Origin of the sequence: Muriicola sp. Z0-33 (assembly GCF_026126425.1) — a bacterium.
Classification (GTDB): domain Bacteria; phylum Bacteroidota; class Bacteroidia; order Flavobacteriales; family Flavobacteriaceae; genus JAFMPW01.
Genome location: NZ_JAFMPW010000001.1, coordinates 267,722 through 285,876, shown reverse-complemented (window position 1 = coordinate 285,876; position 18,155 = coordinate 267,722). Strand labels below are relative to the sequence as shown.

The following is an 18,155-nucleotide window of genomic DNA, read 5'->3' as shown; positions in this document are numbered from 1 at the left end:
TAAAAAGGACTATCTTAAGTCTTTCCAAATTTAAGATCAGGAATAATTATGAAAAATCTATTTTCTAACCTTAGAGGAGACCTTTTTGGAGGAATAACAGCAGGAATTGTGGCATTGCCACTGGCACTGGCTTTTGGTGTTAGTTCTGGCTTAGGGCCAAGTGCAGGCTTGTATGGCGCAATTTTTATCAGTTTTTTTGCTGCGTTATTTGGGGGTACCAATACGCAGATTTCCGGACCTACGGCTCCAATGACAGCAGTGAGCATGGTAATTATAGCTGGGATAATTGCTGTTTATGATGGAAGTGTAGAAAAAGCCCTTCCTGCTATCCTGACTGTTTTTCTACTTGCAGGAATTATGCAGATAGGTTTGGGATTACTGGGTATTGGAAGATATATCCGCTATATCCCCTACCCCGTGGTTTCGGGGTTTATGACAGCTATTGGGGTAATTATAATCATAACACAGATTCTTCCTGCATTGGGATATTACCCAAAAGAAGACGATTCCTGGGTAAATCCGTTTATCCCACAGGCAGAAGAGCTTATTTTGGAGAATATCTTAAAAGAGGAAGCGGGTGAAGGTATTTTGGTACTTGAAGACTTTAAAGAAACAATTGCCAGATCTGCGGAAATTACTCAGCAAACCATACAGGAAGAAGCTAAAACACTGGCAGCAAAAGAAGCCTCCGGAGTTATTGGTGCTATAAAGGTAATTCCTCAGGCCATGCAAAACATAAATTGGTTAGAACTTATCCTGACATTGGTCACGGTAATAATCATCTATGGTTTTAAACGAATAACTACTGCTGTTCCAAGTACTTTAGTGGCCTTATTGCTTGTGTCCGGAGTTGCTTTTGGATTTGGAATGGACTACAGGCCTATTGAAAAGATACCTGAAGGTTTTCCTTTGTTTAATATAGAGATATTTACTTCATTTAAGTTCGATTCCTTATCTCCCTATATTTTTACCGCACTAACTCTTGCACTTCTGGGAGCTATAGATTCGCTACTAACATCTGTTGTTGCCGATAACATGACCAAAACAAAACACCGGCCCAATAAAGAATTAATAGGACAGGGTATAGGAAATTCTATTGCTGCTCTTTTCGGCGGCCTTCCCGGAGCTGGTGCCACGATCAGAACTGTTGTAAATATAAAGTCGGGTGGCAAAACCAGATTGTCTGGGATGATTGCAGGTATTCTGCTGCTTTTTATTCTCCTGGCTATGGGACCCGTTGCCTCGCAAATCCCGGCAGCTGTACTTGCTGGAATATTAATTACCGTTGGTATCAGTGTAATGGATTACAAAGGTTTAAGAGCTATTCCTAGTCTCCCAAAAGATATAACACTTGGACCCTTAAAGCTTAGCTCTGAGGTGATTGTAATGATAGTTGTACTGGTACTCTCTACCATATGGAATTTGGTATATGCCGTAGGCATCGGCCTGGTTATCGCATCTCTGATGTTTATGAAAAAAATTGGAGATCTTACTGCTCAGCGATCTGACGTTAAATCATTGACAAAAGAAAAGGCATGGGCCGATGAGAAAGATTTTCCTGAAACCTTGAGAGAAGAAGTATTTATTAAACATATTAAAGGCCCATTGTTTTTCGGAACTACTAGTGAGTTTCAGGCGCTGGCTAATCAAATTCCGTCTTCCGCCAAGTTTGTGATCATCAGGTTGGGCAGAATGCAATATATGGATCAATCCGGCTTGTATGCTATGGAAGATGTACTTCAGGAACTTCGAAATAACAAAGTAGTTGTCTTATTTACCGGGATATTAGATCAACCAAAGTACATGATGGAGAGAATTGACATCATTCCCGATCTGATCCCCGAAGATCATATCTTTGAGAATTTTAAGAGCTGTGTTGCCTGGGTAAAAGAACATCTTAGAGACCGAATTGAAGAACTCAATGCCTGATCCTGTTTCTCTGTCGTTTTAATTTCCGTGGTATTTAGGTTGTTTTAATGCAATTCATGGATAAAAGTTTTAAATTTGCCAACTGGTATAAGATCTTTTAACCACCAAGCCAATCAGTTATACCCTATGCCAATTCCTGACGCATGATAGATCAATTAAAAGAACATATTTCAGAAGTAGAAGGATTCACTGCTGATGATCCAAAAGAAATTGAAGAATTCAGGATAAAATACCTTGGCAAAAAGGGACTCTTAAATAAGTTCTTTGCCGAATTCAAAAATATTCCAAATGACCAAAAAAAGGAGTTCGGGCAAACTATAAATCAACTCAAGACTGCAGCTACTGAAAAGGTGAACACACTGAACAATAGTTTATCTGATGTGGTTACAGAAGATGCGGTCTATGGCGATTTAACCAGACCTGCAGAACCATTGGAGTTAGGGGCCAGGCACCCAATTTCTATAGTTAAAGATCAGATTATCAACATCTTTTCCAGAATTGGCTTTAATGTTTCCGAAGGCCCCGAAATTGAAGATGACTGGCATAACTTTACAGCCCTGAACCTTCCTGAACATCATCCAGCCAGGGACATGCAGGACACCTTTTTTATACAAACCAATCCAGATATACTTCTGAGGACGCACACTTCTTCTGTGCAGGTGCGATATATGGAAAACAACAAACCTCCCATACGAACCATTTCCCCGGGAAGAGTATATAGGAATGAAGCAATTTCTGCGCGCTCCCATTGCTTTTTCCATCAGGTTGAAGGCCTTTATATAGATAAAGACGTGTCTTTTGCTGATCTTAAACAAACCCTTCAATTTTTTACCAAAGAGTTGTTTGGCAAATCCAAAATACGCTTACGCCCATCTTATTTTCCGTTTACCGAACCGAGTGCAGAGGTTGATGTTTATTGGGGGCTCGAAACTGAAACAGACTACAAAATGACCAAGGGAACTGGATGGCTGGAAATCATGGGCTGTGGAATGGTAGATCCAAATGTACTGGATAACTGTGGCATAGATTCTAATGAATATACTGGTTTCGCCTTTGGTATGGGTATAGACAGAATTGCCCTTTTATTGCATCAGATTTCTGATATTCGCCTTCTAAGTGAGAATGATATCAGGTTCCTGGAGCAATTTAAATCTGCTTTTTAGGAATTCCCCGGATTAAATGGCAGATGTGTTTGACGATTATTTTAAATTAACCGTTTTCTTCCCTAATATCAGAATTCCATGAATTATAAGGGTTTCTGCTAATCTGTGAATTATAGTATCTGTTATCTCCCGTAACTTCTTTTCCAAGCCAGGCTGGTTTTGAGAATGATTCGTTTTCATCCTTTAATTCAACCTCAGCAATAACCAGACCCTGGTTCTTACCATGAAATTCATCTACTTCAAAGATGTGTTCTCCAACAGCCACAGAGTAACGCGTTTTATGAATAATCTCCTCCTCACATAAGGTCATTAATTGGTTGGCTTCAACTAAGGGGATTTCCTTTTCCCATTCAAATCGACTGGTACCAGATCTATTAGATTTCCCTTTAATAGTGATACTGCCTATTTCCCCTTTAACCCTAATCCTAACGGTGCGTTCAGGGTCTCTGGACAGAAATCCCTGTCTCATCTCTTCTATAGATGAAGCAACCGCTTTATAGGCATCTGTTTTTATAAGGAATTTTCTTTCTATTTCAATCATGATAAAGGGGGTGCACATGCTTCTACTTCCTCCTAAATATACCTTAAATTTGCCTATGTCCTACGCCTTTGAATTGCGAAAAATTATACATGTTGATATGGATGCGTTTTACGCTTCCGTAGAACAACTCGATAATCCCGAATTAAAAGGAAAACCCATTGCTGTTGGAGGGGGATCTAAAAGGGGAGTGGTTTCGGCTGCCAGTTATGAAGCCAGAAAATTCGGAGTAAAAAGTGCAATGAGCGGGTATATCGCCCAAAGAAATTGTCCGGAACTGATTTTTGTAAAACCCCGATTTGACCGTTACAAGGAAATTTCCAACGCCATACGCAAAATATTTTTTGACTATACAGATCTTGTTGAGCCCCTATCTTTGGATGAGGCTTATCTGGATGTGACCACCAACAAAAAAGGAAATCCTTCTGCAACATTGATTGCTCAGGAAATTAGAAAACGAATATCTGATGAGTTGGGGCTGACAGCATCTGCCGGGATTTCCATAAATAAATTTATCGCCAAAGTAGCCAGTGATTACAACAAGCCGAACGGTCAGAAAACTGTAAACCCCGAAGAGGTAATCCCTTTCCTGGAGGCCCTGGAGATCAGGAAATTCTATGGAGTAGGGAAGGTCACAGCCGACAAAATGTACAGGCTTGGAATATTTACAGGCAAAGATCTCAAGAAGAAGTCCCTTGAGTATCTTATTGATGTTTTTGGTAAAAGTGGTAGTTACTACTACAATGTAGTTCGGGGCATACATCCAAGTGAAGTTAAACCACACCGGGTGCCAAAGTCGGTCGGAGCAGAACGCACTTTTAATGAAAATTTAAGTAGTGAAATTTTTATGTTGGAACGTCTGAATCATATTGCGACAGAATTAGAAAGGCGTTTAAAAAAGGGGGGCATTGCCGGAAAAACAATAACGCTAAAAATAAAGTATAGCGATTTTACATTGCAAACCCGAAGTAAAACACTTCCTTATTTTATTTCTGAGGGGCAGCTCATTCAGGAAACTGCAAAAGAACTATTATTTCAGGAAGAACTTCAGAACTCCGTTAGACTATTAGGGATCTCCCTGAGCAATCTCAATACGGGTAAAAGGAATTTAAATCAGGAACCGATTCTGAAACAAGCAGTTTCGGTACAGCTAAAATTTGATCTTTAATTGTAAAGGCTGCAGGCTAGAAGCTACAGGTTTCAATTTCCGTGACTCTAAGTGTATTTACCATTCCCTTATCCTTAATGGGCATGGCAGCCAAACTTATCAACATATCTCCCACATCCAAAAACCCCTTTTTGCATGCTATGCTATTCACATCTTCTATAGTCTCATCTGTTGAGACGTACTTATCGTAATAAAAAGCCTTCACCCCCCAAAGTAAATTGAGTTGCGCGAGGATTCGTTTATTAGATGTAAATACCAGTATATGTGCGGCAGGTCTCCAGGCAGAGATCTGAAAGGCAGTATATCCACTATTGGTTAAGGTAGATATGGCCTTAGCCTTAATTTCATTTGCCATTATAGCGGCATGATAGCAAACTGATTTTGTTATATATCTTTTTGTTCTGATATGCGGTGGGTCCTGAGGAACCTGAATAAGATCAGAATTCTCCACACTTTGAAGAATACTAGACATTTTTTCAATTACCTGAACCGGATAATTCCCAACAGAAGTTTCACCAGAAAGCATTACTGCATCCGCCCCATCCATCACAGAATTGGCAACATCGTTCACTTCTGCACGTGTAGGGGTAAGACTGGTAATCATTGTTTCCATCATCTGGGTTGCAATAATCACAGGTATTCTGGCCTTTTTGGCTCGCAAAACAAGGCGCTTTTGAATTAAAGGAACTTCCTGGGCAGGAACCTCCACGCCCAGATCACCACGGGCAACCATTAAGCCATCGCAATAGGCGACGATTTTATCAATATTTTCAACGGCCTCCGGCTTTTCTATCTTAGCAATGATCGGGACCTTGTGTTTTGAATGTTCTTTTATAATATTCTGAAGGTCTATTAAATCCTGGCTAAAACGCACAAAGGACAAAGCTATCCAATCCACATCCTGAGATAATGCAAATATGGCGTCTTCCACATCTTTTTCGGTTAGTGCAGGTAAAGAAATATTGGTGTTAGGAAGATTTACACCTTTTTTAGATTTCAGTGGGCCACCCTGTATAACCTTGGCTTTAACCTGATCTTGCTGATTAGTAGAAAGAACTTCGAACATTAGCTTCCCGTCGTCCAGTAAAATTCTTTCTCCGGGGTTTACATCTTTAGGGAAGTTAGCATAGTTCATATATACCTTTTCAGAGGTGCCCTCAAAGGGTTCCCCGGTTACAAAGGTGATCTCGTCATCTGGGGCAACTACTACTTCCCCAGCCATAACACCTACTCTTAGTTTCGGCCCCTGAAGATCGGCCAATATTGAAGTGTAATAACCGAGTTCTTCATTGAGCTCCCGGATAATTTTTATACGTTCCTTGACATCTTCATAATCTGCATGAGAGAAATTTATTCGAAAAACATCCACTCCTGCTTCCATCATTTCCTTCAGAACGCTCTTCTTCATCGTTGCTGGTCCTAAAGTTGCTACAATTTTGGTTTTCTTCTTAGTTGGCATCCTATCAAAATATTAGGTTGTTTTTGGATTTAAGTTTATCAACATCAATTGGGTAGGCAGTAATAATTTTGGGTATCTCAAGAAGAGCACTTATCAACTCATCGTCTATTTCATGATCATCCTGTTCAATTTTCAGAAAATAATCTACGTCACGGTGCTCAGGAACAAGATAATTTGTCGTGAATGAAATCTCATTTTGAAACAAATCATCAGACTCCATACTCTCTTCCTTACTACTATAATTCGTAATTAATGTCCAGTTCCGATGGTTCAATTCGTCCTTCCATTCAAAAAAAGGAAAGGAAAAATTTTCTGATGTATCCAGATCAGCCCGGGTTCTTTTTAATTTGGTTTTAAGCGTGCTATTCAAGGCATACACCATAGCATAATCATCTAAACTACTGTGTAATGCTAAGAGTGCAAAGGTTTCTTCATAAAAGTCTTCGAAAATTCTATGTGTTGTTGCCATTACCTTTACGCCAATGGTAAAGATAGGATTATTACGCAAACCAGCCTAGTTAAGTGCGGGCTTATGCCATATAATGAAATACGAAATCGTTAGAGTTGTACAGACTGGCATATACCTACTGCTGCATCCGGTCTTGCAGTGCAAAAAACGCTCTTTTTGATGCCTTTTCCTCTGCCTTCTTTTTGGAAGTGGCTCTGGCCTTTGCCATTACCTTATCATTTATTGAAAGTTTTACAGCAAAATGCTTAAGCGGGTCATTTCCGGTGTCCTCGTATACCTTATATCGAAAATCTTTCTTTTGCTTCTGACACCATTCGATGATTAAACTCTTATAACTAATTACTTTCCCTTCCAGTTGCTCTATATCAACATAGGGTTCTATCACCCGCTCGTCAATAAATTTTTCACAATAGTTATAGCCCCTATCTAAATAGATTGCTCCTACAAGTGCTTCGAAGACATTGCCATGAATATTATCTCCAAAATGAGATTTTGGGATTCTGCTTTCAACATATTTTATAAGCCTGAGGTCCTTGCCTAATTCATTTAAATGCTTTCTACTAACAATTTTAGAGCGCATCTTGGTGAGATATCCTTCATCTCCTCCCGGAACTTCTTTATATAAATGTTTGGAAATAATTGTGCCAAGCATGGAGTCTCCAAGGAATTCTAGACGTTCATAGTTCATTGGATTTCCTATAGCATCCTTTTTATTGGCAGACCTGTGCAGGAAAGCTTTTTTATAAATCTCAAGATTTTTGGGTTTAAATCCCAATATTTTGACCATCCCCATATAAAAATCCTCATCCTCTTTGGGATGAGAATTAAATAAATTGGAGGGGAAACTCATGTTTTTATGAGCTTATTTTTTTAAAAATTACACAAGCATTATGACCGCCAAATCCGAAAGTGTTGCTCATAGCAACCTTAACTTCACGTTGCTGAGCCTTATTCAGCGTAAGGTTCAAATTAGGATCTATATTTTCATCCACCGTACTGTGATTTATTGTCGGGGGAACCAAACTGTGTTCCATCGCAAGAATTGAAGCTATCGCTTCTATTGCTCCGGCGGCACCCAGTAAGTGACCCGTCATGGACTTGGTGGAGTTGATGTTAATTTTGTGAGCATGATCCCCAAAAACACGTGATATTGCCTTTAATTCAGCTACATCACCTAAAGGCGTAGAGGTACCATGAGTATTGATGGTATCTACCTCTTCCGGCGCAATCCCCGCATCTCTAAGGCAATTCTCCATTACTCTGGTTACACCAATCCCTTCCGGGTGCGGCGCAGTCATATGGTAGGCATCACTAGATAATCCTCCGCCAGCGACCTCTGCATATATTTTAGCTCCTCTTGCTTTAGCGTGTTCATATTCTTCCAGAATCAGTGCTCCTGCTCCTTCTCCCAATACAAAGCCATCTCTGGTAGCATCGAAAGGTCTGGAAGCCGTTTCAGGACTATCATTTCTTGTAGAAAGCGCGTGCATGGCATTAAATCCACCCATCCCGGCGATGGTTACTGCAGCTTCACTTCCTCCTGTCACCACAACATCACAATGCCCTAATCGAATGTAATTCAATGCATCAATCATAGCATTGGCAGAAGATGCACAAGCAGAAACAGTGGTATAATTTGGACCCATAAAGCCATGCTTGATGGAAATGTTCCCAGGAGCAATATCCGCAATCATTTTTGGGATAAAGAAAGGATTAAACCTCGGTGTTCCATCCCCTGCGGCATAATTCAGCACTTCCGTTTGAAAGGTCTCCAGGCCGCCAATACCAGCTCCCCAGATAACCCCGACACGGAATTTATCCACGGAATCCAGATCTAGACCCGAATCTGCAATCGCCTCGTCTGAGGAGACCAATGCATACTGCGCAAACTTATCTAATTTACGTGCCTCTTTTCTGTCGAAAAAATCCTGAGGATTATAATTCTTAAGTTCACAGGCAAATTTTGTTTTAAACTTTTCTGTATCATAGTAGGTAATAGGGGCACAGCCACTCTTACCATTCTTTAGCCCTTCCCAATACTCATCTAAAGTGTTGCCTATTGGAGTAAGAGCGCCAAGACCAGTAACTACAACTCGTTTTAATTGCATTTAACCAAATTTTATATGCTAACTAACCTATGCGTAAATTAAAAAAAATTATCCACGCAGCATGGTTACCACGTGGATAATTTCAATTCTTATTCAAGTTATCATTGAATTACTTGGCCTCCTCTATATAACTTATAGCTTGGCCAACAGTAGCAATATTTTCTGCTTGATCATCAGGGATCTGGATATCGAATTCCTTCTCAAATTCCATTATCAACTCTACAGTGTCCAATGAATCTGCCCCTAGGTCGTTAGTAAAGCTAGCCTCAGCTACAACTTCATTCTCATCTACCCCCAACTTGTCAACGATGATAGCTTTTACTCTTGATGCAATGTCTGACATAATTATTTTGGTTTTAAAATTTAAATCGTTGGCAAAAATAAAAAACTTTGGATTAATAACACGATTTCACGTTAAAATGTCTCGTAATTTAAGCAAATTAACCTCAAGAGTGGTATTTTCGCCCATAATATTCTATCATCAAGGCGCTCATTTGTTGTTTAAATGAATACTAAAAAAACTAGTTTCGGCCAAAATAATTTACTGCGAGTTACATCTGACTGCAGATTTAAATTAAAAATTTACTGATGAAACGCATTGTACTTTTCGCTTCAGGATCTGGTACCAATGTGGAAAACATTATCAGGTACTTTCAGGACCACCCGAAGGTTTTAGTGACTTTGGTCCTCACCAACAAACAAGATGCAAAAGTATTGGACCGATGCAAAAAATTAAATACCAGCGCTTTATATTTTAATCGCCCTTCTTTTTTTGAAACAGACTGTATCCTGGAATTTTTGAAATGCCAGAACCCAGATTTAATCGTTCTGGCAGGGTTTCTGCTTAAAGTGCCCGAAAATATCATTGACAATTTTCCTGATAAAATCATTAATATACACCCTGCTTTACTTCCAAAATACGGAGGAAAAGGCATGTACGGTATGCATGTTCACAATGCTGTAAAAGAGAACAATGATACCGAAACCGGGATCACCATTCACTACGTAAATAAGAACTATGATGAAGGTGCAATAATATGTCAGTTCAGGACAAGGGTTGAAAAATCGGATTCCCCTGATGATATTGCTGCCAAAGTGCACGAGCTGGAATACGAACATTATCCAAAGGTTATTGAAAAATTGTTAGTTGGAGCGTGATGGCGAAAAAGAAGAAATTTTACGTAGTCTGGAAAGGCAAACGTCCAGGAATATATGAAAATTGGGAAGATTGCAAAGCCGCCATATCAGGGGCGAAAGGTGCACAATATATGTCTTTTCCCAATTTTGAATTGGCCAAAAAGGCGTACAACGGAAACTACGACGAATATAAGGGCAAAAAAAAGGGAAGTCCTGAACTCTCGGCCGCAGACCTCTTAAAAATTGGGGATCCCAGTTTTCATTCTATCGCCGTAGATGCAGCCTCTAGTGGAAATCCCGGGATAATGGAATATCAAGGGGTAGACACAAAAACCAAAAAGGTGTTGTTTAAACAAGGACCATTTAAGGAAGGAACCAACAACATTGGAGAATTTCTTGCAATAGTACATGGCCTGGCCTATCTAAAACAGCGAAATAGCGACAGGATCATATATACAGATTCGAGAACTGCTATGAGTTGGGTTAGGAAAAAAAGTTGCAATACTAAACTAATAGAAAATAAAAATAACCAAAAGGTCTTTGACCTGGTAAGAAGGGCAATAAACTGGTTAGAACAAAACGATTACAATACTCCTATTGTAAAATGGGAAACCAAAGCATGGGGAGAAATCCCTGCCGATTTTGGAAGAAAGTAAAACACCGATTTTTGAATTTAAATCCCGAGAATTGGAATTACAAAAGTGTATCTTTGCAGCAAATTTGAAAACCTAAATGGGCAAACTTCTTATTGTTGGTACTGTTGCATTCGATGAAATTGAGACCCCTTTCGGTAAAACGGATAAAATTTTAGGCGGGGCTGCCACTTTTATAGGCCTTGCTGCAGCTCAGTTTAAAATAGAATCGGCTATAGTTTCGGTAGTAGGAGACGATATGCCCCTGGAGTATTTAGAAGTTCTTAAGGACAAAGATATTGATCTCAGTGGTTTGGAGATTGTGAAGGGGGGCAAAACTTTTTATTGGAAGGGCAAATATCACAACGACCTTAATTCAAGGGACACCCTGGTGACAGAACTCAATACTCTTGCTGATTTTAGTCCGAAAGTACCAGAGAATTTTAAGGACGCAGATGTTGTGATGCTGGGAAATTTACATCCCAATATTCAAATGAGCGTTATTGATCAAATGACAGAAAGGCCTAAACTGATTGTTTTGGACACCATGAATTTTTGGATGAACAATACTTTAGAAGAGTTAATTGATGTGATTAAACGAATTGATGTGCTTACCATTAACGATGAGGAAGCCCGTCAGTTAACTGGGGAATATTCTTTGGTAAAAGCTGCAGCTAAAATTCATACAATGGGCCCGGAATATATTGTCATTAAAAAGGGTGAGCACGGAGCCTTACTTTTTCACGAAAGCAGTATTTTTTTCGCACCTGCCCTGCCACTGGAAGAAGTTTTTGATCCAACAGGTGCAGGAGACACATTTGCCGGCGGGTTTGTTGGTTATCTGACAGCAACAAAGAATGTATCTTTCAGCAATCTGAGAAATGCAGTCATCCACGGATCTAATCTGGCCTCTTTTTGCGTAGAGCGTTTTGGCACGGAAAGAATGCTCAGTCTAAAGAAAGGTGAGGTGGACAAGAGATTACACCAATTTAAGGAACTAACTCAATTTGATATTGAACTACAATAATGAAACTTGCCCCGGTGAATCGGGGCTTTTTTAATTTGATTAAACAATGAGCGACGCCATTAAACACGAATGTGGAATTTCATTAATTCGCCTGTTAAAACCCCTGGACTATTACAGAGAGAAATACGGCACGGCATTTTACGGGGTAAATAAAATGTACCTGATGATGGAAAAACAACACAACCGTGGTCAGGATGGTGCTGGTTTTGCAAGTATCAAACTCAATATGTCGCCTGGGGAACGCTATATGAGCAGGGTGCGCTCTGTAGAAGCTCAGCCCATACAAGACATATTTGCCCAGATCAATGATAGAATTAATACATCCCTTGAAGCTCAGCCAGAAATTCTTGAAAATGCAGAGTTGCAAAAGAAGCATATTCCGTATATAGGAGAATTACTTTTGGGGCATGTGCGCTATGGCACATTTGGAAAGAATAGTATTGAAAGTGTTCATCCATTTTTAAGACAGAACAATTGGATGCATCGTAATTTGATAGTCGCAGGAAATTTTAATATGACCAATGTTGGCGTTCTTTTCGACAATCTTATTCAATTAGGACAGCACCCAAAAGAAATGACTGATACCATTACTGTAATGGAAAAAATTGGTCATTTTTTAGACGATGCTGTTGCCAAAATTTACAAGCAAATCAAAAAAGAAGGGCACTCCAAAATGGAAGCTTCTCCTTTAATTGCTGAGCGGTTGAAGGTTAGCAAAATCTTGAGAAAAGCAGCTAAGAACTGGGATGGTGGTTATGCCATGGCCGGCATGCTTGGACATGGAGATGCATTTGTACTTCGTGATCCATCAGGGATTAGACCTGCTTATCATTACCAGGATGAAGAAATAGTTGTAATAGCTTCTGAAAGGCCAGCAATCCAAACTGTGTTCAATGTAAAATATGAAGATGTCAATGAACTTTCACCTGGTCATGCCATAATTATAAAGAAGAACGGGCGGGTAGCAATAGAAGAAATACTTGCCCCTCGTGAACGCAAGGCATGCTCATTTGAACGCATTTACTTTTCCAGAGGAAGTGATAAAGAGATTTACCAGGAAAGAAAAGAGTTGGGTAAGCTACTTTTTCCACAGATCCTGACTGCAATAAATCACGATATCAAAAACACCGTATTTTCCTTTATACCTAATACAGCCGAAACTTCATTTTTTGGTATGGTTAAAGAAGCTCAAAATTATTTGAATCAGAAAAAAGAGGAGCAAATATTATCAAAAGGCGCCAATATCACCAGAGAAGATTTGCATCAAATCCTGGATGTACGTCCCAGAATTGAAAAAGTAGCTATCAAAGACGCCAAATTAAGAACCTTTATTACTCAGGATAGTAGTCGGGATGACCTTGTAGCACACGTTTATGACATCTCTTATGGCTCAGTAAACAAAGATGACAATCTTGTTATTATAGATGATAGTATAGTACGGGGTACTACTTTAAAAAGAAGTATCCTCCGTATTCTGGACCGCCTCTCACCTAAGAAAATAATAGTTGTTTCTTCTGCACCGCAAATCAGGTACCCCGATTGTTATGGGATTGACATGGCTAAACTGGAAGACTTCATCGCGTTTAGGGCCGCATTAGAATTGCATAAAGAAAACAACTCCATGTCCGTTGTGGATAAAATCTATCAAAAATGCATAGCTCAGGTTAATACTAAAGACAAAAAGGTAATTAACTATGTAAAAGAGTTTTATCAGCCATTTACAGCCTTAGAAATCTCCAAAAAGATCGGAGAACTTTTGAGTCCGAAAGACATGAACGCAGAAGTTCAGATCATTTATCAGACCATAGAAAGCCTTCATCAGGCCTGTCCGAAAAATTTAGGGGATTGGTACTTTACCGGCAATTATCCTACTCCCGGAGGAAACAGGGTGGTAAACCGCGCGTTTATCAATTTTTATGAAGGAAAAAACCAAAGAGCATATTAACAACTTTATCGATGAAATACACAAAATTGTGCATTTCATCGATAATATGTGCTTCTTGGCGTGTTTTTGACCACAAAGCAAGAAAGGCATTTACTTTAGACTTGCCATAGCATAAGTAGGTTAAGTTCATGGTAAGATTTGGGGCAAAAAAGGTGGAGACTTCTCCACCTTTTTTATTTTCAATTGTTTCCTAAAAGCTTCAAATAGGTATCGAATTCTGCCAGATAATTATTGTTTTCTTTCAAAAGTTCAACTATGGCAGATAGCATTTGTACGCTTTTTCTTCACGTATTATAGGCCAAATTCAATGAAAAGGCATTTCAACCAATTAAAGTGGCGTTTGTCCAAAACCTTTTTCTGCCCGTCTGCTTTACTTTATTTTTGGAGGACCATAGCATAAGTAGGTTAAGTTCATGGTAAGATTTGGGGAAAAAAGGCAGGATGTTATCCTGCCTTTTTTATTGCTGAAAATCAGAGTTTTAACACTTTATGTACAAATCGCGCTTCCGGTACTAGCCAATATTCCTCTTTGAAACGCTAAAATTTCTTAAATTTTCTTTGTTATTTCTCACAATACCAGTAATTTAGTATTGCCATAGCATAAGTAGGTTAAGTTTATGGTAAGATTTGGGACGAAAAGGGTGGATTCTTATCCACCCTTTTCTATTTTAAGAGCATAAAAAAACCCATCCCGGCATAACAGGATGGGTTTTTAAATATTAAATAATAGCAGACTCTTACTTATTCTCCGAGTAAAGTTCCGACACTTTATCCCAATTAATTACATTGAAAAATGCATTGATATAATCAGGTCTCCTATTCTGATAATGCAGGTAATAGGCGTGTTCCCATACATCTATCCCCAATATAGGAAAGCCTCCACAACCTGTAGACGGCATTATGGGATTATCCTGATTTGGTGTTGAACAAATCTCCAAACGACCTCCAGGATGCACACATAACCATGCCCAGCCAGACCCAAACCTGGTGCCCGCAGCACCGCTGAATTTGTCTTTAAAAGACTCAAACGATCCAAAAGCATCATCCAGGGCCGCTGCCAGATCTCCCCCAGGAGCTCCTCCTCCATTAGGCGACATAATGCTCCAAAATAAGGAATGATTGTAAAAACCACCTCCATTATTCCTGACCGCAGTATTGGACATGTCAAGCTCTTTTAATATATCGGTGATTGATTGCTCCTCAAGCGCTGTCCCGGCAATAGCGCCGTTAAGCTTTGTAGTGTAGCCATTGTGATGTTTTGTGTGGTGGATCTCCATCGTCCTGGCATCTATATGTGGTTCCAACGCATCGTAGGCGTATGGTAAATTAGGTAATTCAAAAGCCATATGTAACGGGTTTTTAAGTTAATATATTATGAACTTCAAATTTACGTATTTTAACATTCATATTCCATAAATAATTTGTTAAGAACTCTTTAAGAATGCGTAATTTGCAGCTAAAACAGGGTGCAGCTTACTCCTTACAAAATATACAGCGCGTCTGCAGGATCTGGCAAGACCTTTACTCTGGTCAAAGCCTATCTGTCTATCATCCTCTCCCCTGGTTTTAATAATAATTTCAGACAGTTGCTCGCCATTACATTTACCAATAAAGCGGTCAACGAGATGAAGCAGCGTATTCTTGAAAATCTATATGATTTTAGTAGAACAGATGATGCAACTAGCGCGAGTACCCTTTTTAAGTTGCTTCAAAACGAACTCGATATAAGTCTGGAGGAATTGCGGACTAAATCAGAGAAAACACTGAAACAAATTCTGCATAATTATGCGTTTTTCGATGTTTCAACTATAGACAAATTTACTCACAGGATAATTCGCACTTTTGCTAAAGACCTTAAGCTTCCCCAAAATTTTGAGGTGGTGCTAGACACCGATATTTTGCTTGATGAGGCCGTAAACAGATTGCTAAGTAATGCCGGGTCTGATAAAAAACTTACATCCATTTTGGTTGATTTTGCCCTGGAAAAAATAGACGATTCCAAAAGTTGGGATATCACTTTTGATCTTAATAATATAGGCAAATTGCTTTTCAACGAGAACCATTACCCTCACTTAAAAAGGATTGAAGACAGAAATATAGATGATTTTCTTGAGCTCAAAAAAACATTGATTTCTGAACAACTTAAATTACAAAGTAAGGCCCAGGCCAAAGCCAAACAAGTACTGCAGTTCATAAGTGAGTGCGGCCTGGAACATTCAGATTTTCCAAGGGCAACCTTGCCCAATCATTTTAAGAAAATAAGCGAGGGTGATTATACCCTTGCCAGGCTTTATAACAATAAACTTGAGGAGCAGCTGGTAAGTGGTAAAATCCTTAAGTCCGGTTTTGAATTGCCCTCAGATGAAATTGCCACTGTCTTATTAGAAAAGTACCGTGAGTTGAAACAACAGATTTACACAATTGCTTTCTATAAGAATGCCTATGGCAATAGTGTTCCTCTGACCATCCTTAACGCTATCTATCAGGAGCTGCAAGGTTTAGAGAAAGAACGAGATTTACTACCAATAAGTTCGTTCAATCGGATCATCTCAAATGAGATTAAAAATCAGCCTGCACCATTTATATATGAACGTCTGGGCGAAAAATACAGGCATTATTTTATGGATGAATTTCAGGACACTTCTGAAATGCAGTGGAACAATCTTATCCCCCTGATCAGCAATGCCCTTGAAAGTGAAGACGAACAAGGGCAAAGGGGTTCTCTTTTCCTTGTTGGCGACGCTAAACAAGCCATTTACAGATGGCGTGGTGGCCGGGCTGAACAATTCTTAAACCTCATTTCTCTCGAGGCACAACCCTTTGCTGTTAAACCGGAAGTTTATGATCTTCCAGTTAATTTTCGGAGCAGGCCAGAGATTGTGGCCTTTAATAATGCATTTTTCACCAGTACGGGTACTTATTTAAATGATTCAGATTATCATACTCTGTTTATGGAAGGGAACAAACAGCAAAGTAATTCTGAGAATGGAGGTTTTGTACAAATGTCTTTTTTGGAAGAAAATGACAACTCCACTATAGATGAGGCCTACTGCGGGAAGGTGCTGCAGGTTATTGAACAGTCTCTTAATCAATCATATGATTACAGAGACATATGTGTTTTGACAAGAAAACGCAAGCATGGGATCTTAATATCAGATTTTCTGATGCAAAAAAATATTCCCCTGGTGTCTTCCGAGACCTTGCTACTAAAAAGAAATAACAAAGTAAGTTTTCTCCTTGCCTTATTGCAGCATTGTGTACATCCGCTCGACTTAGAGAACAATTACAATATCCTTTATTTTCTCAGTCAAGATAGAGAAAACACCCATAACTTTATTCATCAAAATATTTCATCGCTATCTAAAATCTTCAGAGAAGATTATGCCTTTGAGATTGGATTTTTAAAAAGTGCTTCGGTCTACGACGGCCTGGAATACGCCATTAAGAAATTTAAACTTGCGGAAGGTTCAGATGCCTATATTTCCTTTTTATTGGATGAAGTACTGCAGTTAGAGTTGCGGGAGGATGCCGGACTTAGTACTTTTTTAAATTACTGGGAGAAAAAGCAGGATCAACTTAGTATTGTTGCTCCGGAGAGTTTAAATGCCGTAAGGATAATGACCATACACAAGGCCAAAGGCCTGGAATTCCCCGTAGTTATTTTCCCATTCTCCAACACCCATATTTTTGAGGAAATAAATCCCAAACTTTGGCTGCCCTTCCAAGACCAGATTAACTCGGCATTTAAAGAAGTCTTAATCAGTAAAAGGAAGGAAGTACAAAATTACAGCCCTGAGGCAGCAAGTATTTTCGAGAATGAACAGCACAAGCTGGAACTGGATGCTTTTAATTTACTATATGTTGCCCTTACAAGAGCCATAGACGCGCTCTATATCTTTACTGAAATGGATCTGACCAGCGATGGGAGCCATAAGCCGCAGTATTATTCCGGACTATTTATTCATTACTTAAAGGCGTCCGGTCTTTGGACTGACGATAAAAGTCGCTATACCTTTGGGTCGCCACCTTCAAAAACAGAAATTGATATTTCGAGGAATCCGGAGCTAAGTATTCCATATACATATAGTAGTAAAAATCGTCCTGAATTCAGAATCCTTGCAAAATCAGGAATTTTATGGGCAACCGAACGACAGGAGGCCATATCGAAAGGCACGGCCCTTCATCAGCTTATGGAGACTGTAATTTCGAAAGAAGATGTGGAAGCAATTCTGGAAAAGCATCAAAATGTAGATATATACAAAGAAGAAAAACAACACTACAGAACATTGATGCATTCCATAATAGATCATCCTCAACTTAAAATGTTCTTTGAAAAGGAAAGCTCGGTTAAGAATGAATGTGATATTCTAACAGAAAATGGGCTAATTTTACGGCCGGATAGATTGGTTTTTAAAGGGGACCATGTTACTATCCTCGATTATAAAACCGGCAAAAAACACCCAAAACACCGAGAACAAATTTACGCATATGCCGATGCACTGGAGGCTATGGGATATAAAGTAGACAAAAAGGTGATTATATATATTAATAAAGAAGTAACTCCTGAATTTATATAACTA

15 protein-coding genes are annotated in these 18,155 nt (G+C 39.2%); 8 read left to right on the top strand and 7 right to left on the bottom strand.

The window, feature by feature from the left end; all coding sequences use genetic code 11:
* Nucleotides 1–48: 48 nt before the first annotated feature.
* A complete protein-coding gene (locus J1G40_RS01230; protein ID WP_265240448.1) occupies nt 49–1,929 on the top strand; it encodes a SulP family inorganic anion transporter in 1,881 nt (626 codons plus the stop codon).
* 143 nt (nt 1,930–2,072) lie between these two features.
* Entirely contained in the window at nt 2,073–3,092 is a 1,020-nt protein-coding gene (gene pheS / locus J1G40_RS01225; RefSeq protein WP_265240447.1) for a phenylalanine--tRNA ligase subunit alpha, read from the top strand.
* A 46-nt stretch (nt 3,093–3,138) separates the two neighbouring features.
* Here pheS and J1G40_RS01220 read toward each other — a convergent pair whose 3' ends face one another.
* Nucleotides 3,139–3,633, bottom strand: a complete 495-nt coding sequence (locus J1G40_RS01220) for a CYTH domain-containing protein (protein ID WP_265240446.1) — start codon at nt 3,631–3,633, stop codon at nt 3,139–3,141.
* A 55-nt stretch (nt 3,634–3,688) separates the two neighbouring features.
* Here J1G40_RS01220 and dinB point away from each other — a divergent pair, with 55 nt between their 5' ends.
* Complete coding sequence (dinB, locus tag J1G40_RS01215) at nt 3,689–4,798, top strand: DNA polymerase IV (protein ID WP_265240445.1); 1,110 nt, start codon at nt 3,689–3,691, stop codon at nt 4,796–4,798.
* Between the two features lie 16 nt (nt 4,799–4,814).
* Here the strand turns inward: dinB and pyk are convergent, their stop codons facing one another.
* The 5 genes from pyk to J1G40_RS01190 form a co-directional block, all read right to left on the bottom strand.
* A complete protein-coding gene (gene pyk, locus J1G40_RS01210) occupies nt 4,815–6,257 on the bottom strand; it encodes a pyruvate kinase (RefSeq protein WP_265240444.1) in 1,443 nt (480 codons plus the stop codon).
* 4 nt (nt 6,258–6,261) lie between these two features.
* Nucleotides 6,262–6,765: an IPExxxVDY family protein gene (locus J1G40_RS01205; RefSeq protein WP_265240443.1), complete on the bottom strand. Its 504-nt coding sequence runs from the start codon at nt 6,763–6,765 to the stop codon at nt 6,262–6,264.
* Nucleotides 6,766–6,841: 76 nt separating this feature from the next.
* Entirely contained in the window at nt 6,842–7,576 is a 735-nt protein-coding gene (gene rnc, locus J1G40_RS01200) for a ribonuclease III (protein ID WP_265240442.1), read from the bottom strand.
* Nucleotides 7,577–7,580: 4 nt separating this feature from the next.
* Entirely contained in the window at nt 7,581–8,834 is a 1,254-nt protein-coding gene (gene fabF / locus J1G40_RS01195; RefSeq protein ID WP_265240441.1) for a beta-ketoacyl-ACP synthase II, read from the bottom strand.
* A 109-nt stretch (nt 8,835–8,943) separates the two neighbouring features.
* Nucleotides 8,944–9,177 carry an acyl carrier protein gene (locus tag J1G40_RS01190; RefSeq protein WP_009778413.1) on the bottom strand — a complete coding sequence of 78 codons (234 nt, stop codon included), beginning with the start codon at nt 9,175–9,177 and terminating at the stop codon, nt 8,944–8,946.
* A gap of 245 nt (nt 9,178–9,422) precedes the next feature.
* Between J1G40_RS01190 and J1G40_RS01185 the strand changes: the two genes are divergently transcribed.
* The 4 genes from J1G40_RS01185 (at nt 9,423) to J1G40_RS01170 (ending at nt 13,575) form a co-directional block, all read left to right on the top strand.
* Nucleotides 9,423–9,992 carry a phosphoribosylglycinamide formyltransferase gene (locus J1G40_RS01185; RefSeq protein WP_265240440.1) on the top strand — a complete coding sequence of 190 codons (570 nt, stop codon included), beginning with the start codon at nt 9,423–9,425 and terminating at the stop codon, nt 9,990–9,992.
* On the top strand, nt 9,992–10,627 hold the full coding sequence (locus J1G40_RS01180; protein ID WP_265240439.1) for a ribonuclease H family protein: 636 nt from the start codon (nt 9,992–9,994) through the stop codon (nt 10,625–10,627). Before J1G40_RS01185 ends, J1G40_RS01180 begins: the two co-directional genes overlap by 1 nt.
* Nucleotides 10,628–10,703: 76 nt before the next feature.
* Entirely contained in the window at nt 10,704–11,630 is a 927-nt protein-coding gene (locus J1G40_RS01175) for a PfkB family carbohydrate kinase (protein WP_265240438.1), read from the top strand.
* A gap of 46 nt (nt 11,631–11,676) precedes the next feature.
* Complete coding sequence (locus J1G40_RS01170) at nt 11,677–13,575, top strand: amidophosphoribosyltransferase (RefSeq protein WP_265240437.1); 1,899 nt, start codon at nt 11,677–11,679, stop codon at nt 13,573–13,575.
* A gap of 737 nt (nt 13,576–14,312) precedes the next feature.
* Here the strand turns inward: J1G40_RS01170 and J1G40_RS01165 are convergent.
* Nucleotides 14,313–14,921, bottom strand: coding sequence for a superoxide dismutase (locus tag J1G40_RS01165; protein ID WP_265240436.1), 609 nt, complete (start codon nt 14,919–14,921; stop codon nt 14,313–14,315).
* Between the two features lie 120 nt (nt 14,922–15,041).
* Here J1G40_RS01165 and J1G40_RS01160 point away from each other — a divergent pair, with 120 nt between their 5' ends.
* Entirely contained in the window at nt 15,042–18,152 is a 3,111-nt protein-coding gene (locus tag J1G40_RS01160) for a UvrD-helicase domain-containing protein (RefSeq protein WP_265240435.1), read from the top strand.
* The last annotated feature ends 3 nt before the right edge of the window (nt 18,153–18,155 follow it).

Bases quoted from the DNA above. Each gene is read 5' to 3' on its own strand.
- pheS (WP_265240447.1), top strand. From the start codon at position 2,073: ATGATAGATCAATTAAAAGAACATATTTCAGAAGTAGAAGGATTCACT.
- J1G40_RS01190 (WP_009778413.1), bottom strand. From the start codon at position 9,177: ATGTCAGACATTGCATCAAGAGTAAAAGCTATCATCGTTGACAAGTTG.
- rnc (WP_265240442.1), bottom strand. From the start codon at position 7,576: ATGAGTTTCCCCTCCAATTTATTTAATTCTCATCCCAAAGAGGATGAG.
- J1G40_RS01185 (WP_265240440.1), top strand. From the start codon at position 9,423: ATGAAACGCATTGTACTTTTCGCTTCAGGATCTGGTACCAATGTGGAA.
- J1G40_RS01165 (WP_265240436.1), bottom strand. From the start codon at position 14,921: ATGGCTTTTGAATTACCTAATTTACCATACGCCTACGATGCGTTGGAA.
- J1G40_RS01220 (WP_265240446.1), bottom strand. From the start codon at position 3,633: ATGATTGAAATAGAAAGAAAATTCCTTATAAAAACAGATGCCTATAAA.
- pyk (WP_265240444.1), bottom strand. From the start codon at position 6,257: ATGCCAACTAAGAAGAAAACCAAAATTGTAGCAACTTTAGGACCAGCA.
- J1G40_RS01170 (WP_265240437.1), top strand. From the start codon at position 11,677: ATGAGCGACGCCATTAAACACGAATGTGGAATTTCATTAATTCGCCTG.
- dinB (WP_265240445.1), top strand. From the start codon at position 3,689: ATGTCCTACGCCTTTGAATTGCGAAAAATTATACATGTTGATATGGAT.
- J1G40_RS01230 (WP_265240448.1), top strand. From the start codon at position 49: ATGAAAAATCTATTTTCTAACCTTAGAGGAGACCTTTTTGGAGGAATA.
- J1G40_RS01180 (WP_265240439.1), top strand. From the start codon at position 9,992: ATGGCGAAAAAGAAGAAATTTTACGTAGTCTGGAAAGGCAAACGTCCA.
- fabF (WP_265240441.1), bottom strand. From the start codon at position 8,834: ATGCAATTAAAACGAGTTGTAGTTACTGGTCTTGGCGCTCTTACTCCA.
- J1G40_RS01175 (WP_265240438.1), top strand. From the start codon at position 10,704: ATGGGCAAACTTCTTATTGTTGGTACTGTTGCATTCGATGAAATTGAG.